Below are 23916 nucleotides of genomic sequence, written 5' to 3' on the forward strand. Positions count from 1 at the left end.
ATAATTCAGTACGATTTTGTATGTAGGATGGTTCGCTAAACACCAACCTAAAAATCGCTAACTACAGAATTTAGCCCAAAAAAAAAGCCCCGAAACCTAAGTTTCGGGGCTTTTCATATATGGCGGAGAGATAGGGACTTTCCGATTCCTACCCTACAGCCCTTTAAAATCAATACATACAGCGACTTTAAGCGATTTTGCTACAAATTCTTGCTACAAATTTAATCAAAAACCAGCTACCTTCCCTGCATCCAAAACCCACAGGTCAGGGAAGAAAATGGCAAGCGACAACCTCGTTTTACGTTCAGGTACTTGGCACGTCCGCCTAAGCGTCCCGAAGGACGTTCGGCACGTCTTGAACCGAAGCGAGTTCACCGAATCACTCAGAACCGGCAGCAAGCCAGAAGCCCAGATGAAAAAATTGGCGTTTCTACACATGTGGAAGCAAGCCATTGCTAACGCTCGGCTAAGCATCGCAGGGCCTACCCCCGACCACCTCCCAGAAACGTCGTTTAGCGTTTCCCAGATGATCCAGACGAGCCAGCAAAACGGGCTGCTAGGCCTTGTCATGCCTAAAAATCCCGATGACGTAGACCCGAGGCTCAGCCGGGAAAGCTTGGACGAACTCGGAAGTTACATCATCGATGTAATCCTCCACACTCAAAAATGGACAACCACCAAGGAAGCCGCAGAAGCGAAATTTGACCTATACGGCCAAAAACCCTACCGCGAATATCAAGCTTTCAAAGAAAAATGGTATGAGTTGGGCGAGGAAATCCCGCTCGAAAGGAAGATTGAACGGTTCAATGACTACATTAAATTGCATAAAGCAGTAGAGCACTACGCCATCACTGCGGGTCAAGCCATCAGCGTTGGCACCATTGAAGAAATTAAGTCAATCCTCGAAGACCCCAAAAACTACAAAACCAAGTCCCCCATTACGACGAACAGAATAGCCTCATTTGAAGCCTATCAGACCAATACCAAGGGTATTATTCAGAAGACAGTCGATACGCAGGCCAATCGATTGAAAATGATGGGTGCTTGGCTTGAGGCAGAGCAACGCGACCTCAACCACGAAAGCATTGCCAGTTATCTCGATACGCTCGACCTATCCATTAAGACCAAAAAACAATACCTATTCGCAGGGTCAAGCTTTTGGAAATGGGCGATTAAACACGATGAGAATTTCAAAAAACTGCACCGTGACCAGCAATCCCCCTTTGAAAAGCACGATTTCCCAGTCAACCGCAGCAAAAGGAACGATGGATCAATGGAAAGGAAGGCATTCACCCCGGAAGACGTTACAAAGCTCCATGAAGCCGCAAAAGCCACCAAAAACCGCGAAACCCTTACAGATCTCATCCTTTTAGGTGCTTACACCGGAGCACGTATTGAAGAGCTTTGCCAGCTTCAGGCCCAAGATATCGTCAGTGAGGAAGGGATTAAATGTTTCTACTTCTACGATGGGAAGACTGCCGCCAGCGAGCGACATACCCCGATACACCCAGCGATACAGGACACCGTAGAAAGGTTGATCCGTGATTCAAAAGACGGTTTCTTGATTGAGTCACCTGCAGGAAACAAATACGGCAACCGCTCAGACGCTCTCAGTAAGCAATTCGGGCGATTAAAGACCAGCCTCAACTATAATAGCCAGTTTGTATTCCACAGCTTCCGCAAGACCGTTATCACGCAATTACAACGTGCAGACGTGCCGGGAATACTCATTGCCTCAATCGTGGGACATGAGACAGGTACAGTCACGTTTGACGTATACAGTGCAGGGCCAAGTCCAAAGCAAAAACACGACGCGATATCAAAACTAAAATACGAGCTAAAATCTTAAAATCGCAAGCGTTACACGTTAAAATTCAGAACAATAATCAAAGGTTCCAAAGCTCTTACCCACCAGAAGAGCTTTTGACCTTCCCTTTCCCTCGCATAATGCACTCCCCTGCACACGCCTCATGTGTACGCACACGCACACCCGCGTCTTTAGTTATCAATATATAGATATCAAATATATTAGATAACAATAATAAAGACTACTATTCCGCACGCACGCATACCCAACCAACCACCCCACACAAAACCAAACCTACACCATCATGCTTGATATACATTTTTTATGTGGTTAAATATTTGTATATGGTTCAAGTTTTAAAAGAAGTCCTTAAAAGCATACCTGCTATGTTAACCATCCCACTTTTGCTACGCAAAAGATGTGACGGTTAACGCAGGTGCCTTGTCGGCAGGACAGAAGCAAAAGCCAAGAGCAAAAACCAACCCACCACTGAGGATAAAATGAATGATACCAATTTGCAGATAATTACGCTGACTAAAAGAGACAGAAACTATTCCAACCTGAAGGGGCTGGATAGCTCGTTGAAACACTCGCTTAGGCTGGACCAAAACGAGTATGACGACTTTGAATTCAACCCCAATCCAGACCACCCAAATATCGCCATTGTAGGTGGCGTTGAACAAGTATTAACTAGGGAATTAGCAGAGCAATTGCTGGCCGACTTCAACGACCAACTACAAACCAAACTCAAAGCAACAGAAGCGACTGACGAGATAGCAGCAGAAAAAGAAAAGCTCCGAAAACTAAAATCGAAGCTGGTCAAATTCATCAACGCAACCGAACCCACCCAAATAAAAGAATACGTCACATCGGTAATGGAGGGAGAAAGGCCGTTGGTAGTCGGAGACTACACCGCCCTACTCAATCAACACAAAATCAGCCGTGTAGCTCAGCGTATCGACCTTCTAGAGAACTACACCACCAAGAAGAGAGAGATCGAGCAAAACGCACCAAATCGAGCCGTATCAAGGACGGTCAACAGGGTTAAAGAGATCATCCTTGTAATCCCTGAACCCAACCAATTGGCAATAACTAAGGCTTACACTGACCTACTGCAGAAAGCACTGCACCAGTTCTACCAGAAGAATTTTCCCAACAATGACATTCTATTTTCATTCAGTCACTTGGATGAAACGACAAACCACGTCCACGCCTTCCTTGACCTTCAAAATACTAAAACTGGGAAATATGATTTTTCAGCTCAGGAGTTTGAGTTCGCATCGCAATATTACGCGAAGAATAAGGCTCGCCTTGACAAGATATCCGCACCACCGACATTAGAAGATTTCAAGCTCCCAAATCGCACCGAAGAAAAGCAAAACCATAGATTTATCCGCGAACGCGAATCATGGAAGTCAAAAGTCATGCAAGCGGCCTTCTATGAGCATTTTAATGGTTTAGCCGCTGCATATGGTTTGCAAGCCAAATTCCTACCTAAATCCAAGGAAACGAAAGAACATCTGAACAAAATTGAACAGGAGGCCAAGAAGCCAAAGAGCGAGCGAAGCCACAACTATTACACCAGACAGATAGACAGGCTCCAGAAGGAGCTAACCACAAAAGAGGTCGAACTTATCGAGCAAAAGGCTACTGTCGTAACCCTTAACACCACGATAAAAGACCTTCAAGGCACAATAAGCACCTACAAAACAACCATCCAGACGCTGGAATCACAGGCTAATGAACAGAGAAAAGAAAACAATGAGCTTGACCATCACAAACAAAAATTAAATGACGAAATAAACGAAAAAACCAACAAAACGAAGGAATTATCTACAAACTTCAAAACCATGAAGGAGAAAATGACAAAGGAATTAAACGATTTACGTAGAAAAATCAAAGAAGACACCGAACGAAAATCAGTATTAGAGAATGCTATCAAGGTTTACGAGGAAGAACTTGAACCATTGATGAAACGCTTTGATATTCTGGTGGATCGACTACTTGATGCCCGTAGGCTCGACGAAAACCCAGAGCAATACTACAAAAGACTACGAGAAAACACCTATGAAATGGTCAGTCGCTTAGGCACAGAGAAACGTAAGGACTATCTATTCAACGTAGCAGAACAGCTAAAAGAACAAGGTTTAGACCATACCCAAGCAGCATTAGGGTTTACAGACAAAATGAAGCTCTGGGCATCCGATACGTTCACCAACAAACAGATTGTCGAGTTTGACAAGGAAGAAGCCGAGCAAGCGAAGCAGGCGAGAAAGAGAAGACTTCTAAAACCTAAGCCGCCAAGCCCATTCCAAGACCCTTATGACCCGTATCAATAGTCAAACCCATCAGATAATAAAAACTCGCTGGAAAGCGGGATTTTTAGCATCCAAATTTGACAAACCTCTAAAGTATGGCAACTTGAAAGGAGCAGAAAAAGAAAACCACCTTGGGGAAGGTGGCAGGAAAACAAACACTTAAAATCTAACAATATCCATTTAATCACTAAATATCTTATTGTCAAGTCTCTTTCCAAGGTTTTCTTTTTCTAAGTTTAATATTAGAAGAGGATAACGATGGGATGCGTAAAACTATTTGAGGACTACTTACCAAAGAGACCTTATCACACCGATGATTTAATCAGCGGCTTAAAAATCAACAAAAAAGAAAAAGCGAAACTTGCTCGACTGGTCCAACCAAACGGCCCTACCCATAGATATTGGATGGTTTTCGATCTGGACAAGACCAACGCGGGGCTGTACTGGGATGACGTAGGAGCACCAGCCCCTAACCTAATCGCTCGAAATCCGGCCAATGGGCACGCCCATTTGCTCTACCTGCTACAAACCCCTATCCGAACTGCAATCGACGCCAAAACAGCCCCTTTACGCTACGCTGCGGCCATCGAAGCGGCATTGTGTAACCTACTGGGAGCAGACAGAGGCTATTCCGGCCTGATCTGCAAGAACCCAATCAACTCACATTGGATAGTCCAAGAATGGGAATCCACCCCATACACGCTGGACGACCTCGCAGACTACCTTGATCTCACCCCTGAAAAGGCCAAAGAGAGGCCCGTAGATGACTATGGCCTTGGCCGTAACTGCATGCTTTTCGATGAGTTAAGGGAGTGGGCATACAAAGCCATCCGCCAAGGGTGGCCCGACTACAACCAATGGCTAAACGCTTGCCTTGACAGAGCCATAGGCTACAACGTCAATTTCTCCACGCCCTTGGATATTTCCGAAGTAAAACACACAGCCAAGAGCGTAGCGAAGTGGACACATAGAAACTTTACCCGTGGCACCTTTGACGATTATGTCGCCAGAACGCACACAAGCGAGATACAGGCTTATAGAGGCTCACTCAATGGAAAATCAAAAAGAATTAAAGGTATTGATATGCTTAAATCAGGGGCTACTGTCTTAGAAGTGATGAGAGCGTTGGAGGTCAGTCGTAGAACCGTATTCTACTGGAAGGAGCATTCGTAGCATTACAAATAGTGCAAAACCCCACATCATATACTACATCCGCTGATGTATATTTTTCTCACTACCCCCTAGCTTATTTTGCTCATCCGCATCTGCACACCAGCCATATACCAATATTCATAGCACGCACGAGATGGTAAGTTTCGACTCATATTGCCTTGAGTCATACGAATACAGAAAATAGCCAAAACCCCCACGAACTTATATCTCTACGATTACGCTCCATTGGCTATCACTTGAATATTAGGCGGTCGTTAAAAAACCATTATTGCATTAAAAAATAAAAACCTGTAACATTATCAAAGAAAGCACCCACAAATAGCGATCCGGGATAATAGGAAATGCACCCAGCACCCAGCACCCAGCACCCAGCACCCAGCACCCAGCACCCAGCACCCAGCACCCAGCACCGTAAGATAAAATATACTTTAGGGGCAAAGCTTTTTATCTTATTTTTATTTTTAGCCCTACCAACAAGCATCTTTGCTCTTTTGTATGTTATCGCAGGGTGCTAACAGATGAGAGAAAATAATTTTTCAAATGAAGAAATTTCACTTGTTGAAATTTACACCTTTTTTGCCCGACAAGCAAAAACTATCGCAATAGCTTTCCTTTTAACCTTTGCAGTAGGGCTTGGATACACGCTAACCCGACCAGTATTATACACCAGCATTTCCAGTGTGACCTCTGGCAATAGCATAAGCCTAAGTTCAAGCATTTTAGTTCCATTAGAAAAACCAGAAGAAATTACTTACAAATACTCCAGCACCGCCACTATAACACCTATAAAAAATACCAGTATAGTTCAGGTATCATCTACCACTGAAAACCAAAAAAAATCAATAGAGAACGTTAAATCGACGATAAAAGAAATAACAAATAGCCAAAAAAGAATATACCAAGACCAAGAGCAAAAGCTACTTCAATATATAGAACTCTTAAACATTTCAGACGATATGAAAATAAGAGCACTAGACCTCTTGCAGACCGCATCAAGATCTTCCGCCACACACTCGTCCGAAATCGTTACTACAGAGCTTCCATTTTCAGGCAAATTAAAAACTTACTTATTTTTATCGTTTTTCCTCGCCGCCTTAGTATCTCTTTTCGTTGGAGCTATTATAGAAGCCTTTAGACGAATACGAGAGACCGCACAGTCGCATGCCTGAATTAAAAAACCAGACACGCAAGTACGTACAGCTAATCTATCAGGCAGGGGTAGGCCCCCTGCCTGATAGCAGCGACTCATAGCCAAGAGCGTAAGAACGGGCCGCACACACTATAACTTTTAGGTTTCCCCTACTAAATTGCCGAAAACCCCAAAGCAAGGTGCTGATTGCTGTGTTTTATATAAAAGCATATAGACGAGACCAAGAGAGGGCAAGAGAGGGCAAGAGAGGGCAAGTAATCATCCCGCTGGAAGTTTGAGCCATTATTAATTATAACATGAAGCAACTAAGCGTAGCCTGTGCGACTACGTATAGATAGATAAGACACGAACAATATTATAATCAGTGCAAAAGCCTATATCAGATAATAGCACCCGGTGAGGGTGTTTCTTCTTCCTCCCCCCCTTTCCTCCCCATACCTACCCATATACACCCACGTACATACCCACCGACACCTCGATAGCCGTATAACTCACGGAAACGGGTCAAACGGGGCCGTTCTCACTCAACCGATACAAATCCCCACCCAAAGTAAAAGACACGCCCTAACGCCTTAATTTCGCACTACCCCACCGCATAGCCTATATAGGTTTGGAGATATATCCCCGAAGCTATATGTATGTATACATACATATCAAATTCCATAGGACAACCCATCACAACAAATCATTTCAATTCTCTCTAACCACCTATTTTTGTCCAAAACCCAAAACAGCTCTTTTTCGGTCAAAACCCACACCACCGACCCGCAAGCATTAAAATGCTATTTTCAAAAAAATCTTGAAAAATTTTTATGACTTTATATCAAATAATTGATAATTCGATTTCCTTGACCATCAACTTATGGCTTAACTACGGGAAAAATCGTTGTCAATAGGAAAACGAAAATTTTTTTATCATCCAACCTTATTCGAATTTAGGGTCCTGCCCTATCGCATTTTACTTAGTTGATATTTGCAATTAACCCCACCTAAAAAATCATCTCACCCTTTCGAAAATCTCTCCCAGTTTAATTTCAAGATTGAACGTGAGGGGTAGACCACCACAAAAATTGAAAATTTAAAAACACCGCCTCCGATTGACGGCTCACCAAACACCAGTGTGATAGTTCGGAGATATACCCCTGAAGCATTGACTTATTTTAAACCTATGTTATTTGTATTTGTAACAGCATAGGAGAATGTATGAAAAGAGCAGAAATAGCAGGAAAGATAGGCGGCATGGTTGGTGGTTTCAAACGACGAGAGCGTCAAAGATTTTTAGTCAACTTCCTAAAAATAATAGAAATTGAGGAATACCCTAACTTAAGGCTAACATCAAGCCTCGCCAAAAAACTCATAGCGGCATTTTCTGGCTATAAGTCCATCTCTAATGACGTATTAGTGAAAGAGTTTGGAAGAGGTAATAACAAGGTAAAACAGCAAAATCTCGATGAGATTGTAACCCTTATGGTGGCAAGGCATAGAGACACATACAAAGATTTATGGGGCGATGCAAAGCGAAAAATTGAAGACGATGCAGACGAATATAAAAAACGCATAATCGAAGAAATGCGACCACAATAAAACTCAAAACATGTAAAGCGTGACTTTACATACTTATATCCTCAAAGCTAATACTACGCTTCACGGACATATACCCTACTCCCAAAGAGTAGGAATCGCCCCATTTCGTTCCACTTAAATTAAACAGCCATAGGTTCAAAGATATATCCCCGAACCTTTATTTATCACCCACCCTCGACAACTGCCTGCGACCGGTTTTCGTTTCGTAATCCGGCCCCCAACGGCACGGGTACAAGTCCCCGCACCTTTGGCGACCTTGATCTAAAACGTAGCAGCAGAGCAGCCCACAGGCTCAGCAGAGGTATCATCAGGTCAGCGATAGGCGTTGGTAGCCAAGAAGGCCAAAGACGCTCAGGAAGAGCCATAGGACGGTCAAATGACAGACAAAAAAAATGGCGATCTGCAGGTCAGGTTTTGCTACAAAACCTTGCTACAAATCACCATTTTTACAACCTCGTAAATCATTGATTTATAAGGCTTTTTTCAATATGGCGGAGAGATAGGGATTTGAACCCTAGGTACTGTTGCCAGTACAACGGATTTCGAATCCGTCCCGTTCGGCCACTCCGGCATCTCTCCAGTGGCGCGCATGATACCAGCAGTTCGCCTAAAGGCAAAGCCTGTTTGCGAAAAAAATTCGCGTGGTATCAGGCGCTTGCGTGAACTTGCCGCTTACAGCGGCACGCCCAGGCGTTTGGCAACTTCTTCGTAGGCTTCGATCACGTCGCCCAGACCCTGGCGGAATCGGTCCTTGTCCATCTTCTTGCGGGTCTCTTTGTCCCACAGGCGGCAGCCATCAGGGCTGAACTCGTCCCCCAGGACGATCTCGCCGTGGAACACACCGAATTCCAGCTTGAAGTCGACCAGCAGCAGGCCGGCGTCATCGAACAGCTTGTTCAGCACTTCGTTGACCTTGAGCGACAGGGTTTTCATTTTCGCCAGTTGCTCGGCGGTGCCCCAACCAAAGGCGACAACGTGGGATTCGTTGATGAACGGATCGCCCTTCTCGTCGTTCTTGAGGAACAGTTCGAACGTCGAAGGCTCGAGCTTGATGCCCTCTTCGACGCCCAGGCGCTTGACCAGGCTGCCAGCGGCGTAGTTACGCACGACGCATTCGACCGGAATCATGTCGAGTTTCTTGACCAGGCATTCGTTGTCGCCCAGCAGTTTGTCGAACTGGGTCGGGATGCCGGCTTCTTCAAGCTTTTGCATGATGAAGGCGTTGAACTTGTTGTTCACCATGCCCTTGCGGTCGAGTTGTTCGATGCGCTTGCCGTCGAACGCCGAGGTGTCGTTGCGAAACAGCAGGATCAAGCGGTCAGCGTCGTCGGTCTTGTAAACCGACTTGGCTTTGCCGCGGTAGAGTTCTTCACGTTTTTCCATGATGGGCTCCGCTTGCTAAATAAGATGGGCTAGGCGATTTCGCGCCAGTCGAGCCCGCAATCCTGGTTGGCCACTTGCAGCCAGTCCGGGTCGCACCCGAGGGTGTCGACGAAACATTGCCGGGCCAGCTGTGGCTGGTTGTTCTTGCTGCTGAGGTGGGCCAGCACCAGGTGTTGCAGGTTCTGCCAGCCCAGCTCCGACACCAGGCGCGCGGCCTGGTGGTTATTCAAATGTCCGTAGTCGCCACCGACCCGCTGCTTGAGAAACATCGGGTAAGGCCCGCGTCCGAGCAGGTCGCGACAGTGATTGGCCTCGATCATCAGGGCATCCAGGCCCTGGTAGCTGTCTAGCAAGGCCGAGTCGTAGGAGCCAAGGTCAGTCAGCACGCCAAAGCGCCGGCTACCGTCGTCGAATACATACTGCAATGGCTCCAGCGCGTCGTGGGTAACCCCCACGGCACTGATGCTCAAGCCACCGATCTGCAGTGTGTCGCTTGCCGCCAGAAATCCCGCTGCCTCGACCGGCTTGCGCATACCGCGCAAGGTGCCGCGGCTGAGGTAGACCGGTACATTGTAGCGCCGCGCCAGCAACCCCACCCCATGCACGTGGTCGGCATGTTCGTGGGTCACCAGGACCGCGCTCAATTGCGCTGCACTCACCCCGAGCAGCGCCAGGCGCCGCTCGGTCTCGCGCAGGGAAAAGCCGCAATCGACCAGCACAAGCGTGTTGCCACTGGCGATCAGCGTGCCATTTCCCTGGCTTCCACTTCCAAGTACGGCGAAGCGCACTTAACCCAGGTTGTCCTGAATCACGCTCAGCACGCGGCGAGCGACGTCAGCCGGGGCCACGGTATTGATGTTCTTCTCGACGGTCACCTGGACACTGTCACCGACCTTGCTCAGGCGAACCTGATAACGCTCGGCACGGGCTTCACGCTCTTCCTTGCTCGGCGCACTGCCGAACAGGCGACCGAAGAAGCCTGGCTCCTGGTCCTTGGCCTCGGCTTTTTCAGCCAGGTTGATGTAGTACAGGCCCAGGCTGCGGTTGATGTCTTCGACACGCCACTCGCCCTGCTCCAGCGCACGCCCTACGCTCGACCAGGCGCGATCGAGGTCGGCGCCCAGGTTCAGCACCGGGTTGCCGCTACCGTCTTCGCTCAGGCTGACGCGGCTCGGCGCATCGAAGTCGCGTGCGGCAAGCAGCGACACCGAACCACCCTTCTCGGCACTGCGGGTCATGCTGGCGAGCATTTCATCGACCAGGATGGCATCGACACCGGTGTTGTTCGAACGATCCGGGAACGCCTGCTCGGCCGTGCTGCCGGCCGGACGCTCGACGGTCACGATGTAGACTTCACTGGTGTTGCGCTGTACGCCCGGCTCGATACGCACACGGGTGCGCACTTCGTTGTCGCTGCTGCTCGAGGCACTGCCCAGGCGCTTGGCCATGGAGGCGGAGAGTTCGTCGAAACGCTGCCAGGTGGTGTTGAACTCACCGGTTTGCGGACGCTCTTCGGCAATCCGGAAACCGTTGTCTTCAAAGAACTGACGGGCCACCGGCCAGACTTCGGCCGGAGAGCGCTGGGCCAGCACCCAACGGGCGCTGCCGCTTTTCTGCAGGCTGAAATCGCTGATATCGGCGCCAGCGCTCAGTGGCTGCGGACGTGGCACTTCGAACTCGCCCTTGACGTTGTCGTCGGCGACGTTACGCGGGATCGGCAGCAGCGGGTCCAGGCGCTTGACGTTGGCAACGTCAGGTGGCAGTTGCATCGGTGCCTTCTGAGTGGCCTCCAGATAGTCGCTGCCACGGTCACGGAAGTAACCCTCTTCGCCCCACAACCAGCCGCAACCGCTGGTGCTGGAGATGATCAAGGCAAGGGCGGAAAGACCAGCCAATCGCTTCATGCGGTGTACGTCCTCAATTAAAACTGCAGGCCGCACTGGCGCATGGCCTGGCGTACCGTATCGTGACAGGATTCGCTCAGCCAGGTCAGCGGCAGGCGGATGCCCTTGTGCATCAGGCCCATTTCGACCAAAGCCCACTTCACCGGAATCGGGTTGGCTTCGACGAACAGGTCTTTGTGCAGAGGCATGAGTTTTTCGTTGATGGCGCGGGCTTTTTCGGCGTTGCCTTCAAGGGCGGCTTCGCACAAATCGGCCATTTCGCGCGGGGCGACGTTGGCAGTGACGGAGATGTTGCCTTTGCCACCCAGCAGGATCAGTTCGACGGCAGTCGGATCATCGCCGGACAGTACGATGAAATCCTTGCTCACGCCGTCGAGGATCGCCTTGGCGCGCTTCAGGTCGCCGGTGGCTTCCTTGATGCCGATGATGTTCGGCACGGTGGACAGGCGGATCACGGTCTCGGCCTGCATGTCGCAGGAGGTGCGGCCAGGAACGTTATAGAGGATCTGCGGGATGTCGACGGCTTCGGCAATGTGCTTGAAGTGCTGGTACAGGCCTTCCTGGGTCGGCTTGTTGTAGTACGGGACGACCAGCAGGCAGGCATCGGCGCCGGCGTCCTTGGCGTTCTGGGTCAGGTGCACCGCTTCGCTGGTGGAGTTGGCACCGGTACCGGCGATCACCGGGATACGGCCATCGACCTGCTTGACCACGGCCTTGATGACTTCAATGTGCTCATCGACATCCAGGGTTGCCGATTCGCCGGTGGTACCGACCGCAACGATGGCATGGGTGCCGTTTTTCAGGTGGAAGTCCACGAGTTTGCTGAGGCTGTCCCAGTCCAGACGCCCTTGTGCATCCATGGGTGTGACCAATGCCACCATACTGCCCGCAATCATGAAACTGCTCCTGCCGGAAAAAGAGAGCGGTAATGGTACTGGCGCCACCGGGCTTGCACAAGCGAAGCAGAAGGCCGGAGCATTCCCCTCGGCGGCCATTTTCGCTACCCTTCTCTCTTTGATCGGTACACAGCGGCCCGCCGGGCTGCCGACAACCTGCGCAGGCAGTGCCCAAAGCCTCGATCCTGAGCCCCGGGACCACGCCCTCCCGCCGATTTGCCCCGTCAGGTACCGACCGCTCATCGCTTTAGGAATGCTGCATGTCCACCCCCACCGTTCGCGAACAATTCCTTGTCATCAGTGCCCTGGGCGCCAATCCCATGGAGCTGACCAACATTCTGTGCCGGGCCAGCAACGATAATCGCTGCTCGGTCGTGACCTCGCGCCTGACCCGTCATGGCGAGTGCAGCGCCCTGGTCCTGCAGGTTGCCGGCAGCTGGGATGCCCTGGCGCGCTTCGAGGCAGCCCTGCCGGGCCTGGCCAAGAAGCACACCTTCACCGTGAATGTGGTCCGCAGCGCCGAGCTTGAAGTGCGCCCGCTGGCCCTGCCGTACGTGGCGTATGTCAGCGCCGCCTATCGCCCGGACATCATCAACGAGCTGTGCCAGTTCTTCATCGACCACCATGTGGAACTCGAGAACCTGACCTGCGACACCTACCAGGCGCCACAGACCGGCGGCACCATGCTCAACGCCACCTTCACCGTGACCCTGCCGGCCGGCACCCAGATCAGCTGGCTGCGCGACCAGTTCCTGGACTTCGCCGACGCCCTGAACCTGGATGCACTGATCGAACCTTGGCGCCCACAAAACCCATTGTAAGGAAGCACTCATGGCCGTAGAACTCGACCAACCCGTCGCCGAATTCCAGGCCCAGGCCACCAGTGGCCAGAGCGTCAGCCTGGCGGGCCTGAAGGGCAAGCAGGTGGTGCTCTACTTCTACTCCAAGGACAGCACCCCGGGCTGCACCACCGAAGGCCAGGGTTTCCGCGACCAGTACCCAGCCTTCCAGGCCGCCAACACCGAGGTGTTCGGCGTATCTCGTGATGGCATCAAGTCGCATGAGAACTTCAAGGCCAAGCAGGCCTTCCCGTTCGAGCTGATCAGCGACAAGGACGAGGCCCTGTGCCAGCTTTTCGACGTGATCAAGCTCAAGAAGCTGTACGGCAAGGAATACATGGGCGTGGACCGCAGCACCTTCCTGATCGACAAGGACGGTGTGCTGCGTAAAGCCTGGCGCGGCGTGAAGGTGCCCGGCCATGTGGATGCCGTGTTGGCGGAAGCGCAGGCACTGAATAGTTGATTGATCGCGGGGCAAGCCCGCTCCTGCAGGAGCGGGCTTGCCCCGCGATGCTTTCAGAGCAACGGCGCCACCACCGGTTCCTGCCTCGGCCAGGCATCAAGCACTGCCTTGAACAGCGTCGCCAGCGGAATCGCGAAGAAGATCCCCCAGAACCCCCACAACCCGCCAAACAACAGCACCGCGCAGATGATCGCCACCGGGTGCAGGCTGACCGCCTCGGAGAACAGCAGCGGTACCAGCACGTTGCCATCAAGCGCCTGGATGATTGCGTACACCGCCATCAGGTAGATGAACTGGTCGCCCCAGCCCCACTGGAACAGGGCAATCAGGGTTACCGGCACCGTCACCACCACTGCGCCGACATAAGGCACCACCACCGACAAGCCCACCAGCAATGCCAACAGCGCCGCATAGTTGAGCCCCAGGGTGATGAAGGCAATGTAGGTCGCCACACCGCAGATCAGAATCTCGATGCCCTTGCCGCGAATGTAGTTGGCGATCTGCCGGTTCATCTCTTCGGCCACCCGGGTCATCAGGGCCCGTTCGCGCGGCAGGTAGCCACTGACCCAGCGGGCAATCAGCTCACGGTCCTTGAGGAAGAAGAACACCAGGATCGGCACCAGCACCAGGTAGATCATGATGTTGACCAGCAACGGCAGGCTGGAGAGCGAGAAGGTCAATGCCCACTGGCCGAACTTGCCGATCTCGCCCCGCATGGCCTCGATCGCGCGCAACACCTGTTCATCAGACACCAGGTGCGGATAGCGCTCGGGCAACAGCAACAGCAGCGACTGCCATTTGCCCAGCATGCCCGGCAATTCGTTGAGCAATGTAATCAATTGATGCCAGAGCAGCGGCACCAGCACCAGCAGGAAGACCCCCAGCGCGCCCATGAACAGGGTGAACACCAGACCGACGGCGTAGCGGGTCGGCACCCGCAGGCGCTCCAGGGCGTTGACCAGGCCCTGCATGAGGAACGCCAGGACCATGCCGGCCAGTACCGGCGCCAGCATGCCGCCCAGGGTCAGGACGGCGGTGAACGCCAGAAACAGCAAGACCGCCAGCACCACCGCCTCTTCATCGGAGAAGTAGCGTTGCATCCAGTCGCGAAGCACCTTGAACATTGACGATCCTTAAGGGGAGAAAAACTCAGGCTTTGCGCAGCCAGTAGGTGTAGACACCCGCCTCGGCCGTTTCGAGCAGCAGCGTATGACCGGCCAACTTGGCAAAAGTGCGAAAGTCGCGCTGCGATCCTGCATCGGTTGCCACTACCTTGAGCACTGCACCACTGGCCAGGCGATTGAGCTCCATCTTCGCCTTGAGCAGCGGCAGCGGGCAGTTCAGGCCGCTGGCGTCGAGTTCGGCGTCAAAGGTCGGGGTATCGCTCATCGGGGTTCTCCAGGCAGGCACGTTCAATCGAGCCCGCTAGAATACCGCCACTGGTCGTCGACGTGTGAGCGGGCTACAGTAAGGCTCTTTGTCGACCAGAGCTTCGTGCATGAATTTACTGCGCCCCACCCTGCTGACGCTGGCCTGTTTGATGGCGCTCCCAAGCCATGCCGACGACCTGCCGTCACTCGGCGACGCCAGTTCTGCGATTGTTTCCCCCCAACAAGAACATCAGCTGGGCCGCGCCTGGCTCAGTTTGCTGCGGGGCAATGTCAATCAGCTGAACGACCCCCAGCTCAAGGATTATGTCGAGTCCAGCGTCTATCGCTTGGCCGAAACCAGCCAGCTGCAGGACCGCCGCCTCGAATTCATCCTTATCGACAGCCGTGAACTCAACGCCTTCGCCGCCCCTGGCGGGATTGTCGGGGTCAATGGCGGCCTGTTCCTCAATGCGCAGACCGAAGGCGAATATGCCTCGGTGCTCGCCCACGAACTGGCTCACTTGTCGCAACGCCACTTCGCCCGGGGCGTCGAAGCCCAGCAGCGCATGCAACTGCCGATGATGGCGGCACTGCTCGCGGGCATCGTGGCTGCCGCGGCGGGTGCGGGTGACGCGGGTATCGCCGCGATCGCCGGCACCCAGGCAGCAGCCATCCAGGAACAACGGCGCTTTTCCCGGCAGAACGAACAGGAAGCCGACCGCATCGGCATCCTCAATCTGGAAAAAGCCGGCTACGACCCGCGCAACATGCCGAGCATGTTCGAGCGCCTGATGCGCCAGTACCGCTACGACGCCAAGCCGCCGGAATTCCTCCTCACTCACCCGGTGACCGAATCGCGTATCGCCGATACCCGCAACCGCGCCGAGCAAGCGCCCAAGGGCGGCACCGAAGACAGCCAGCGTTATCAGCTGATCCGCGCCCGCGTCGCCCTGATCTATGAAGGCACCCCAGGCCTGGCCGCCAAGCGCTTCCGTGCCCAGCTGGACGAAAACCCCAGCATGGATGCGGCCCGCTATGGCCTGGCGCTGGCCCAGATCAAGGGCGGCCAGCTCAACGAAGCCCGCGAGAGCCTCAAGCCGCTGCTGGCCAAGGCCCCCAACGACATCACCTACAACCTGGCGCAGATCGACCTGGAGATCACCAACAACCGCCTGGCCGATGCCCAGCAACGGGTTGACCGGATGCGCACCCTGTACCCGGCCAACTACCCGTTGCAACAGGCGCGGATCGACTTGCTGCTCAAGCAGAACCGCCCTGCCGAGGCAGAGAAGGCACTGGATGCGCTACTCAAGAATCGACCGGAAGACCCGGATGTCTGGTATGACGTGGCGGAGGTGCGTGGTTTGGCCGGCAATACGGTCGGCCTGCATCAGGCGCGCGCCGAGTACTTTGCCCTGGTGGGTGACTACGACCAAGCGGTGCAGCAGCTCGACTATGCCAAGCAACGGGCAGGCAACAGGGTGTTGAAAGAGAAGATCGACGCGCGTCAACGCGAGTTGATGGAGCAACAGCGCATGGTCAAGGAAATGATGCGCTGAGGTCCTGAACTGAAATGCATCGCGGGGCGGGCCCGCTCCTCCAGGAGCGGGCTCGCCCCGCGATGTCTATCTCAAGCGTTACCCGACAACTTCATCCGTGCCGCCTGGGTAAAGTCGAGCATGCGCTTGAGCGGCTTGATTGCCTGGGGAATCAGCGCCGGCTCCACGAAGATCTCGTTGCTACCCTCGCGCAGGCACTGCAAGGTGCGCTCCAGGGTGTTCATTGCCATCCACGGGCAGTGGGCACAGCTGCGGCAGGCCGCGCCGTTGCCGGCCGTAGGCGCTTCGATGAAGATTTTGTCCGGGCACAGCTGCTGCATCTTGTAGAAGATGCCGCGGTCGGTGGCCACGATGAAGGTCTTGTTCGGCAGGGTTTGCGCTGCGGCAATCAGCTGGCTGGTGGAACCGACCGCATCGGCCAGGTCGATCACTGCCTCGGGCGATTCCGGGTGTACCAGGATCGCGGCGTCGGGGTACAGCGCCTTCATGTCGGCCAGTTGTCGCGACTTGAATTCTTCGTGGACGATGCAGGCACCGTCCCACAGCAGCATGTCGGCGCCGGTCTGCTTCTGGATATAGCGGCCCAGGTGCTGATCCGGCCCCCAGATGATGGTCTCGCCGTTGTCCATCAGGCTCTCGACGATTTCCAGTGCGCAGCTGGAGGTCACTACCCAGTCGGCCCGAGCCTTGACCGCCGCCGAAGTGTTGGCATACACCACCACGGTGCGCTCAGGGTGCTTGTCGCAGAACGCCGAAAACTCGTCCACCGGGCAACCCAGGTCGAGCGAGCAGGTCGCTTCCAGGGTCGGCATCAGCACGCGCTTTTCTGGGTTGAGGATCTTGGCGGTCTCGCCCATGAAGCGCACACCGGCGACGATCACGGTGCTGGCTTCGTGCTTGTTGCCAAAACGGGCCATTTCCAGCGAGTCGGACACGCAGCCGCCGGTTTCCTCGGCCAGGGCCTGGATCACGGGATCGCAGTAGTAATGGGCAACCAGCACCGCGTTCTGCGCCTTGAGTTCGGCGGCGATGGCGGCGCGGTAGTCGGCCTCTTGCTCGGGTGTCAGCGGCTTGGGCTGCTTGGCATCGAGGTGGGCTTGGACCAAAAGGCGTTCGGAAATCTGGGTCATGATCGCTGGACCTGCAGGCGCTTTTGCGCGTAAGTCGAGTGTATCACCGAGCCCTGGCAAATCGGCTACAGGCTCCGCGAGCAAGGCGCTGAACGGCGTTGCAGGCAGAACCAAAGACCTTCTGCGGCCTCGGGTTTTTATGGGATGCCGAAGGCTACAGTTAATCGGATGAATTCAAAAGGATTTTTTAGTGAAACAAGCCCCGGTGCGACAGACCTGTCGCACCGGGGCCTTTTTGTCAGCCTTGGGGCTGGAGGGCGCCTAGGTTGGCCATGATCAGGTTGGCGAACTGTTCGACGGTCATCTTCTGGCCGTTGAAATCCACCATACCGTCGGCGTAATGCAGGCTGGACAGGATGTCGTTGCCCTGCACCGTAGCCAGTTGGCTTTGCTGCGCAAGCATGCCGACCATTTCCCCGGTCTGGGAAACCTGCTGGGCCTGAATCTGCGCCTCGCTCTGCCCCTGCAGGCGTGCCTGCAAGGAAGCCAGGTCGCCGATCATCGGCTTGGACAGCTGCAGCTTGCCCTGCACCTGGGTGATCAACTGCCGGTACAGCTCGGCAGGTGGCAGCTCCAGGGAAGACGGCTGGGCCAGGTCGACACTCAGGTTGAAATGGCTTTCACCATTGACCGTCTTGAACGAGAAGTCTTGCAGGGCGATCTGTGGCCTGGCGGCCAGCAGTTGCTGCACGCTGGCGTTGACCTGGGCCTTTTCCGCTTCGCTCATCGGCAAGGATGGCACTGCCTGACCTTGCGCGGCGGCTGCCTGGAACTCCGGAAGACGGCTCTGGTACCAGGCTATCAGGGCCTGCATGGCCGGCATGTCAATGTTCTTGAGATTCCACACCATGGCAGTCGAGCCCACCGGCTTACCATCAAAATTGATGTCGCCCACCTTGTAGACCAAGTTGCCGGAGAAGTTGTCGCCGTCTGCCCGGGACTCGCTGCGATGCTCGATGTGCTTGAGCAGCAGCACCTTCTGCTGCTCGCCCACCGCTGCACTCACCTGGTCGAGCAGCATGCTCCCGGAGCCGACATAAAATCCGTATGCCGTCTTGTTCAGGTCACCGACAACGCTCAGGTTCTGGAGATCGATCTTCAACGGCCCGATTTGCGGATCGACCAGGTCCAGATTAAGGCTCGGTGCAGCACCGGTGAATGTGATCCGCTCGCCGTTGCGATTGCCGCTGGCGGTAATGGCCAGCCCCGAAAACGCGACGGTCGAGCCACCCGCCTCGCTCACCTTCATGGGCGGCATGATCAGCGTGCCGTCGCTGGAACCGTCATAACCGAGGCTGTTCTGGCCGTGCACCGGCGCTACCTCACCGCTGGCGGCGAACCACTCGGCGGTGAACGCATCCTTCTCCAAGGCATAGTTGCTGGTGGCCATCACCGGCATCAGCTTGAACGCCTTGAGCCGGCTCAACGGCAACGGGCCGTGCTCGATTCGATCGACAAAGCCCAGCTCGAAACTCTCCAGCCGGTCACCGACCACCATGTCCTTGACCTTGACGCGGTAACGCGCGGTGCTGGAGAACAGGTGCGACTCCAGCGAGGCCAGCTCAACACTCACGGTGCCATTGAGCCCCGATGATTGCTTGAGCTGGATGTTGGCTTGCGCCATGGCCTCGCCGAGTACTTCAGGCAATTGCTTGCCGGTGTACCAGGCACCTGCCGTGCACACGGCGGCCACGGCAACGACGAGCCCTGAGAGTACACCCACTGTTTTCTTCATGAATTATTCCGCTTGTCCATTTGTAGGGAATTGCTGCTGCAAGGCCTGCGGCCTATTCGTTGACGTCCATGTACTCGCGCGCCCAGACGATGTAGTCGCCAGGCACGGTGTAGGTATGGGTGAGTTCGGTAGCGCTCAGGTCCGAGGCGCTGCTGGTGATGCGGCGTTGTTCGCGCAGGCAGTCGTAGGTGGCCTTGATCGCGGCGAAGTAGGCACCGTGGCCGTCCACGGCAATGCGCACACCCAGTTGCGCCAGGCGCGCGTCGTCGTGCAGTTGCGGGTTGCCGTAGGTCACCAGCATCAGCGGCACGCTCAGGTGCGAGGCGATCTGCTCGAGGTGTTCGAAGTCGCGGATGCCGACCATGCACAGTGCATCGGCACCGGCGTTCTGGTAGGCCACGGTGCGCGCGATCACTTCTTCGACCGGGATCAGCGCGGCGTTGGTCCGGGCGATGATCGAAAGCTCCGGGTCGACACGCGCCTCAAGGGCTGCGCGGATCTTGCCGACGCCCTCGGCGATGCTGATCAGGTCGGTGGACTTGCGCCCGAACTGCGCCGGCAGCAGGGTGTCTTCGATGGTCAGTGCGGCAATACCGGCGCGTTCGAGCTCGGTCACGGTACGCATCACGTTCAAGGCGTTGCCATAGCCGTGGTCGGCATCGGCGATCACCGGCAATTGGGCCACCCGACCAATGCGAGTGGCCTGCTCGGCGAACTCGCTCAGGGTGATAAGGGCAAAGTCAGGTGCGGCCAGCACCTGCAGGGAAGCGACCGAACCACCCAGGATGCCTACCTCGAAACCAAGGTCGGCAGCGATACGCGCCGACATCGGGTCGAACACGGAGGCCGTGTGGTAGCAGGCAGGAGAAGCAAGGAGTTTACGAAACGCGCGACGCAGGTCTTGGTGGGAGGCTCTTGGCATGGTCTTTCCAATCTATCGACTTCATTTATTGGAGAGAACATACCACTGCCACCCGGTTGCCCGACAGGGTCAGATAGATGGCATTTTGTGTCTCAGGTGCGCCGTTGTGCTCGTTTGAGTGTTTCGCTGGGCAGCTCCTTGAACAGTTGCTGATAGCTGCTGGAGAACCGACCAAGGTGCCAGAACGACCAGTGCATGGCCACTTCGGCCACTGTGCTGTCGCCTGCCTTGCAGCTCAACAGCTCGCGCCGGGCGCTGTTCAGGCGGCGCAGGCGCAGCCAGTGGGCCGGTGTCATCCCGGTGTAGGTCTTGAACGCTTGCTGCAACTGGCGAAGGGGGACTTCGGCGACCTGTGCCAGCTCCAGCAGGTTCAGGGTTTCTTCCGGGCAGTCACCGGCCCACTGGCCGATTCGGCGCATGATCAGGCGCTCTTCGGAGCGCCGCCACAAGGCGCTGCGGTCCAGGCAGACACTCGCGCTGTCGAGGATGAACAGGCAGTCCTGAAGCAACTGCTCGGCCAGGGCTTCGCGGCTCGGCGGATCGACCTCCTGGCCCAGGCGCGTCAGGGTGCTGCTCAACCAGCGGCTGAACAATGCGTTCTGCATGGAGTTGAGCGGGGCCATGAACAGCCCTTCCAGGCGCGCAATGTCGACCCGATAGCGTTGAACGAACTCCGGCCCGAACACCACGGCCACTTCCTGATAGTTCTCCGGGGTGATCCAGATGTTGCGGCTTTCACCATTGAGCAGGTAAAGGCTGTTGTCGGTGCGGTCGAAACAGAATGTCAGGGCACCGGGCGGGGCGCGGAAGCTCTGCTCTACCCGCGTGTTCATGGTCTCTTCGTAGATCTCCACGCCTTCGAGTTCCAGGCAGCGGATGCGACCGGCGAAATGCCCTGGCGACATCTGCTGGTAATGCACGGTCCAGTTCGGCGACGCGCGCTCCTGCTCAATCACTGTGGCGGTACTGAAAGCCTGGACCTGAAACGGATTTGGCGCTGTCATGAGCTGCTCTTTGTGCACTCTTTTGGTGCACTTTATTCTGCGAAAAGTGGATAGATCGAATGCGCAAGCGTCGCCCAAGATAGCCCTCAACGCGCTGCAGGGGAAGTCGTCCCGACGGCATACCAGCCTTGATCGCTGGTCCTGGCGCGTAATAAAACCAATAACGAGGTCTTTATGAATGCCCCTTTCGATCAGCTGTCTGCGTGGCTGAAAGAACACAAGATTACCGAAGTCGAGTGCGTGGTCAGTGACCTGACCGGGATCGCCCGCGGCAAAATTGCACCTACCAACAAGTTCCTGCATGAGCGAGGCATGCGCCTGCCGGAAAGTGTGCTGTTGCAAACGGTAACCGGGGACTTTGTCGACGACGACATCTACTACGACCTGCTCGACCCTGCCGACATCGACATGGTCTGCCGTCCGGACTCCTCGGCGGTGTACATGGTGCCGTGGGCCCTGGAGCCCACCGCCATCGTCATCCACGACACCTTCGACAAACAGGGCAACCCCATCGAGCTGTCGCCGCGCAATGTCCTCAAGAAAGTGCTCAAGCTGTATGCCGACAAGGGCTGGCAGCCAATCGTGGCGCCCGAGATGGAGTTCTACCTGACCCAGCGCTGCGACGACCCCGACCTACCGCTGCAAGCGCCGCTGGGCCGCTCGGGCCGCGCCGAGAGCGGCCGGCAGTCGTTCTCCATCGATGCCGCCAACGAATTCGACCCGCTGTTCGAAGATGTCTACGACTGGTGCGAAGCCCAGGGCCTGGACCTGGACACGCTGATCCACGAAGACGGCCCGGCGCAGATGGAGATCAACTTCCGTCATGGCGACGCCCTGGACCTGGCCGACCAGATCACCGTGTTCAAGCGCACCATGCGTGAGGCTGCGCTCAAGCACAATGTCACCGCCACCTTCATGGCCAAGCCGGTGGGCGATGAGCCGGGCAGCGCCATGCACCTGCACCAGAGCGTGGTCGACATCGCCACCGGCAAGCCGATCTTCGTCAACGAAGACGGGCAGATGAGCGAACTGTTCCTGCACCACATCGGCGGCCTGCAGAAGTACATCCCCAAGGTGTTGCCGATGTTCGCCCCCAACGTCAACTCGTTCCGCCGCTTCCTGCCCGATACCTCGGCACCGGTGAACGTCGAATGGGGTGAAGAGAACCGCACCGTGGGCCTGCGCGTGCCTACGTCCAGCCCCGAGGCCATGCGCGTTGAAAACCGCCTGCCCGGCGCCGACGCCAACCCGTACCTGGCCATCGCCGCCAGCCTCCTGTGCGGCTACCTGGGCATGGTCGAGAAGATCAACCCCAGCGCCCCGGTCCAGGGCCGCGCGTATGAGCGGCGCAACCTGCGCCTGCCGATCACCATCGAGGACGCACTGGCGCACATGGAGGACTGCCCGAGCATCGAGCAGCACCTGGGCAGCAAGTTCATCCGCGGCTACGTGGCGGTCAAGCGTGCCGAACATGAAAACTTCAAGCGGGTGATCAGTTCGTGGGAGCGCGAGTTCCTGCTGCTCAGCGTCTGAGCCCTGTAGCAAACATCGAAAAAAACAATTCGAAGAGGTGTCGATATGCGTTCATTGAAAACAGTTGCAAGTGCAACCCTGGCGCTGCTGGTCAGCGCCGCGGCCCAGGCCCAGCCCAGTGTCAGCGTGTACAACTGGACCGACTACATCGGTGAAACCACCCTGGCGGACTTTCAGGGCAGCACCGGTATCAAGGTCATCTATGACGTGTTCGACTCCAACGAAACCCTGGAAGGCAAGTTGCTGGCCGGTCGCACCGGCTACGACGTGGTCGTGCCTTCCAACCACTTTCTCGCCCGCCAGGTAAAAGCCGGCGCGTTCCTGAAACTGGACCGCGAGCAACTGCCGAACTGGAAGAACCTGGACCCTGTGCTGCTCAAGGCCCTGGAAGAGAACGATGCCGGCAACCAGCATTCGGTGCCCTACCTGTGGGGCACCAACGGCATCGGCTACAACGTCGACAAGGTCAAGCAGGTGCTGGGTATCGATCACATCGACTCCTGGGCGGTGCTGTTCGAACCCGAGAACCTCAAGAAACTCAGCTCGTGCGGCGTGTCGTTCATGGACTCGGCCGACGAGCTGTTCCCGGCAATCCTCAACTACATGGGCATGGACCCGCGCAGCAACAGCGTCGAGGACTATAAAAAAGCCGAGGCCAAGCTGCTGACCCTGCGCCCCTACATCACCTACTTCCACTCCTCCAAGTACGTCTCGGACCTGGCCAATGGCGATATCTGCGTGGCCTTCGGCTACTCCGGCGATGTGTTCCAGGCAGCCAACCGTGCCAAGGAAGCCAACAACGGCGTGAACATCGCCTACTCCATTCCGAAGGAAGGCGCCAACCTGTGGTTCGACCTGCTGGCCATTCCCGCTGACGCCAGCAACCCGAAAGAGGCCTATGCCTTCGTCAACAACCTGCTCGATCCCAAGGTGATCGCCAAGGTCAGCACCACCGTCGGTTATGCCAACGCCATTCCGTCTTCCCAGCAGTTCATGGAAGCCGACCTGGTCAAGAACCCCGAGGTGTATCCACCCCAGGCGGTGCTGGACAAACTGTACGTTTCCAACACCCCGACGCCGCAGATCATGCGGGTGATGACCCGCTCCTGGAGCAAAGTGAAGTCGAACAAATGAGCCAGGGAGCCA

Annotated in this window: 20 protein-coding genes and 1 tRNA gene; 10 read left to right on the top strand and 11 right to left on the bottom strand. The window is 55.2% G+C overall.

Annotated elements, in window-relative coordinates:
* The first annotated feature begins 277 nt into the window (after nucleotides 1-277).
* The 5 genes from NPS58_RS26450 (at nucleotide 278) to NPS58_RS26470 (ending at nucleotide 8032) form a co-directional block, all read left to right on the top strand.
* On the top strand, nucleotides 278-1849 hold the full coding sequence (locus NPS58_RS26450; RefSeq protein WP_070094385.1) for a site-specific integrase: 1572 nt from the start codon (nucleotides 278-280) through the stop codon (nucleotides 1847-1849).
* A gap of 458 nt (nucleotides 1850-2307) precedes the next feature.
* Complete coding sequence (locus tag NPS58_RS26455) at nucleotides 2308-4146, top strand: hypothetical protein (protein ID WP_070094386.1); 1839 nt, start codon at nucleotides 2308-2310, stop codon at nucleotides 4144-4146.
* A 237-nt stretch (nucleotides 4147-4383) separates the two neighbouring features.
* Nucleotides 4384-5298 (top strand): replication initiation protein, encoded by a 915-nt coding sequence (locus NPS58_RS26460; RefSeq protein ID WP_250169420.1) that lies wholly within the window; start codon nucleotides 4384-4386, stop codon nucleotides 5296-5298.
* Nucleotides 5299-5816: 518 nt separating this feature from the next.
* Nucleotides 5817-6467, top strand: coding sequence for a hypothetical protein (locus NPS58_RS26465; RefSeq protein ID WP_139139925.1), 651 nt, complete (start codon nucleotides 5817-5819; stop codon nucleotides 6465-6467).
* A gap of 1184 nt (nucleotides 6468-7651) precedes the next feature.
* Nucleotides 7652-8032 (top strand): hypothetical protein, encoded by a 381-nt coding sequence (locus NPS58_RS26470; RefSeq protein WP_139139926.1) that lies wholly within the window; start codon nucleotides 7652-7654, stop codon nucleotides 8030-8032.
* A gap of 489 nt (nucleotides 8033-8521) precedes the next feature.
* Here NPS58_RS26470 and NPS58_RS26475 read toward each other — a convergent pair.
* The 5 genes from NPS58_RS26475 to dapA form a co-directional block, all read right to left on the bottom strand.
* Nucleotides 8522-8611, bottom strand: a tRNA-Ser gene (locus NPS58_RS26475).
* Between the two features lie 93 nt (nucleotides 8612-8704).
* Nucleotides 8705-9415: a phosphoribosylaminoimidazolesuccinocarboxamide synthase gene (purC, locus tag NPS58_RS26480; RefSeq protein ID WP_274118178.1), complete on the bottom strand. Its 711-nt coding sequence runs from the start codon at nucleotides 9413-9415 to the stop codon at nucleotides 8705-8707.
* 29 nt (nucleotides 9416-9444) lie between these two features.
* Nucleotides 9445-10203, bottom strand: a complete 759-nt coding sequence (locus NPS58_RS26485; RefSeq protein WP_274118179.1) for an MBL fold metallo-hydrolase — start codon at nucleotides 10201-10203, stop codon at nucleotides 9445-9447.
* Nucleotides 10204-11319, bottom strand: a complete 1116-nt coding sequence (gene bamC / locus NPS58_RS26490; protein ID WP_274118180.1) for an outer membrane protein assembly factor BamC — start codon at nucleotides 11317-11319, stop codon at nucleotides 10204-10206. It lies immediately after the preceding gene.
* A gap of 17 nt (nucleotides 11320-11336) precedes the next feature.
* Nucleotides 11337-12215 (bottom strand): 4-hydroxy-tetrahydrodipicolinate synthase, encoded by an 879-nt coding sequence (dapA, locus tag NPS58_RS26495; protein WP_274118181.1) that lies wholly within the window; start codon nucleotides 12213-12215, stop codon nucleotides 11337-11339.
* Between the two features lie 260 nt (nucleotides 12216-12475).
* On the opposite strand from dapA, the gene NPS58_RS26500 reads away from it, so the two are divergent.
* Nucleotides 12476-13036 (top strand): glycine cleavage system protein R, encoded by a 561-nt coding sequence (locus NPS58_RS26500; protein ID WP_028943105.1) that lies wholly within the window; start codon nucleotides 12476-12478, stop codon nucleotides 13034-13036.
* Between the two features lie 10 nt (nucleotides 13037-13046).
* Nucleotides 13047-13517: a peroxiredoxin gene (locus NPS58_RS26505; protein WP_274118182.1), complete on the top strand. Its 471-nt coding sequence runs from the start codon at nucleotides 13047-13049 to the stop codon at nucleotides 13515-13517.
* Nucleotides 13518-13570: 53 nt separating this feature from the next.
* Here NPS58_RS26505 and NPS58_RS26510 read toward each other — a convergent pair whose 3' ends face one another.
* The gene (locus NPS58_RS26510; RefSeq protein WP_274118183.1) at nucleotides 13571-14641 is read right to left on the bottom strand and encodes an AI-2E family transporter; all 1071 of its coding nucleotides are present in this window, start codon (nucleotides 14639-14641) and stop codon (nucleotides 13571-13573) included.
* A 25-nt stretch (nucleotides 14642-14666) separates the two neighbouring features.
* Nucleotides 14667-14906, bottom strand: a complete 240-nt coding sequence (locus tag NPS58_RS26515; RefSeq protein WP_274118184.1) for a sulfurtransferase TusA family protein — start codon at nucleotides 14904-14906, stop codon at nucleotides 14667-14669.
* Nucleotides 14907-15015: 109 nt separating this feature from the next.
* On the opposite strand from NPS58_RS26515, the gene NPS58_RS26520 reads away from it, so the two are divergent.
* Nucleotides 15016-16446: a M48 family metalloprotease gene (locus NPS58_RS26520; RefSeq protein WP_274118185.1), complete on the top strand. Its 1431-nt coding sequence runs from the start codon at nucleotides 15016-15018 to the stop codon at nucleotides 16444-16446.
* Between the two features lie 71 nt (nucleotides 16447-16517).
* On the opposite strand, the gene nadA is transcribed toward NPS58_RS26520, so the two are convergent.
* The 4 genes from nadA to NPS58_RS26540 all read right to left on the bottom strand — a co-directional run bounded on the left by nadA (nucleotide 16518) and on the right by NPS58_RS26540 (nucleotide 21237).
* Complete coding sequence (gene nadA / locus NPS58_RS26525; RefSeq protein ID WP_274118186.1) at nucleotides 16518-17576, bottom strand: quinolinate synthase NadA; 1059 nt, start codon at nucleotides 17574-17576, stop codon at nucleotides 16518-16520.
* 238 nt (nucleotides 17577-17814) lie between these two features.
* The gene (locus NPS58_RS26530) at nucleotides 17815-19311 is read right to left on the bottom strand and encodes a YdgA family protein (RefSeq protein WP_274118187.1); all 1497 of its coding nucleotides are present in this window, start codon (nucleotides 19309-19311) and stop codon (nucleotides 17815-17817) included.
* 52 nt (nucleotides 19312-19363) lie between these two features.
* Nucleotides 19364-20233 (bottom strand): isocitrate lyase/PEP mutase family protein, encoded by an 870-nt coding sequence (locus NPS58_RS26535; protein WP_274118188.1) that lies wholly within the window; start codon nucleotides 20231-20233, stop codon nucleotides 19364-19366.
* A 92-nt stretch (nucleotides 20234-20325) separates the two neighbouring features.
* Nucleotides 20326-21237 (bottom strand): helix-turn-helix domain-containing protein, encoded by a 912-nt coding sequence (locus tag NPS58_RS26540; RefSeq protein WP_274118189.1) that lies wholly within the window; start codon nucleotides 21235-21237, stop codon nucleotides 20326-20328.
* A 174-nt stretch (nucleotides 21238-21411) separates the two neighbouring features.
* On the opposite strand from NPS58_RS26540, the gene NPS58_RS26545 reads away from it, so the two are divergent.
* A complete protein-coding gene (locus NPS58_RS26545; protein WP_274118190.1) occupies nucleotides 21412-22770 on the top strand; it encodes a glutamine synthetase family protein in 1359 nt (452 codons plus the stop codon).
* Between the two features lie 45 nt (nucleotides 22771-22815).
* Complete coding sequence (locus tag NPS58_RS26550) at nucleotides 22816-23904, top strand: polyamine ABC transporter substrate-binding protein (RefSeq protein WP_274118191.1); 1089 nt, start codon at nucleotides 22816-22818, stop codon at nucleotides 23902-23904.
* Nucleotides 23905-23916: the final 12 nt, after the last annotated feature.

Source organism: Pseudomonas putida (assembly GCF_028682455.1).
Classification (GTDB): domain Bacteria; phylum Pseudomonadota; class Gammaproteobacteria; order Pseudomonadales; family Pseudomonadaceae; genus Aquipseudomonas; species Aquipseudomonas putida_AA.

What these genes read in the sequence shown, in the direction of transcription:
- NPS58_RS26510 (WP_274118183.1), bottom strand. Translation starts at nt 14,641, where the DNA reads ATGTTCAAGGTGCTTCGCGACTGGATGCAACGCTACTTCTCCGATGAA.
- NPS58_RS26520 (WP_274118185.1), top strand. Translation starts at nt 15,016, where the DNA reads ATGAATTTACTGCGCCCCACCCTGCTGACGCTGGCCTGTTTGATGGCG.
- NPS58_RS26540 (WP_274118189.1), bottom strand. Translation starts at nt 21,237, where the DNA reads ATGACAGCGCCAAATCCGTTTCAGGTCCAGGCTTTCAGTACCGCCACA.
- NPS58_RS26550 (WP_274118191.1), top strand. Translation starts at nt 22,816, where the DNA reads ATGCGTTCATTGAAAACAGTTGCAAGTGCAACCCTGGCGCTGCTGGTC.
- NPS58_RS26450 (WP_070094385.1), top strand. Translation starts at nt 278, where the DNA reads ATGGCAAGCGACAACCTCGTTTTACGTTCAGGTACTTGGCACGTCCGC.
- NPS58_RS26505 (WP_274118182.1), top strand. Translation starts at nt 13,047, where the DNA reads ATGGCCGTAGAACTCGACCAACCCGTCGCCGAATTCCAGGCCCAGGCC.
- NPS58_RS26500 (WP_028943105.1), top strand. Translation starts at nt 12,476, where the DNA reads ATGTCCACCCCCACCGTTCGCGAACAATTCCTTGTCATCAGTGCCCTG.
- NPS58_RS26515 (WP_274118184.1), bottom strand. Translation starts at nt 14,906, where the DNA reads ATGAGCGATACCCCGACCTTTGACGCCGAACTCGACGCCAGCGGCCTG.
- purC (WP_274118178.1), bottom strand. Translation starts at nt 9,415, where the DNA reads ATGGAAAAACGTGAAGAACTCTACCGCGGCAAAGCCAAGTCGGTTTAC.
- nadA (WP_274118186.1), bottom strand. Translation starts at nt 17,576, where the DNA reads ATGACCCAGATTTCCGAACGCCTTTTGGTCCAAGCCCACCTCGATGCC.
- NPS58_RS26470 (WP_139139926.1), top strand. Translation starts at nt 7,652, where the DNA reads ATGAAAAGAGCAGAAATAGCAGGAAAGATAGGCGGCATGGTTGGTGGT.
- NPS58_RS26545 (WP_274118190.1), top strand. Translation starts at nt 21,412, where the DNA reads ATGAATGCCCCTTTCGATCAGCTGTCTGCGTGGCTGAAAGAACACAAG.
- NPS58_RS26465 (WP_139139925.1), top strand. Translation starts at nt 5,817, where the DNA reads ATGAGAGAAAATAATTTTTCAAATGAAGAAATTTCACTTGTTGAAATT.
- dapA (WP_274118181.1), bottom strand. Translation starts at nt 12,215, where the DNA reads ATGATTGCGGGCAGTATGGTGGCATTGGTCACACCCATGGATGCACAA.
- NPS58_RS26460 (WP_250169420.1), top strand. Translation starts at nt 4,384, where the DNA reads ATGGGATGCGTAAAACTATTTGAGGACTACTTACCAAAGAGACCTTAT.
- bamC (WP_274118180.1), bottom strand. Translation starts at nt 11,319, where the DNA reads ATGAAGCGATTGGCTGGTCTTTCCGCCCTTGCCTTGATCATCTCCAGC.
- NPS58_RS26455 (WP_070094386.1), top strand. Translation starts at nt 2,308, where the DNA reads ATGAATGATACCAATTTGCAGATAATTACGCTGACTAAAAGAGACAGA.
- NPS58_RS26535 (WP_274118188.1), bottom strand. Translation starts at nt 20,233, where the DNA reads ATGCCAAGAGCCTCCCACCAAGACCTGCGTCGCGCGTTTCGTAAACTC.
- NPS58_RS26530 (WP_274118187.1), bottom strand. Translation starts at nt 19,311, where the DNA reads ATGAAGAAAACAGTGGGTGTACTCTCAGGGCTCGTCGTTGCCGTGGCC.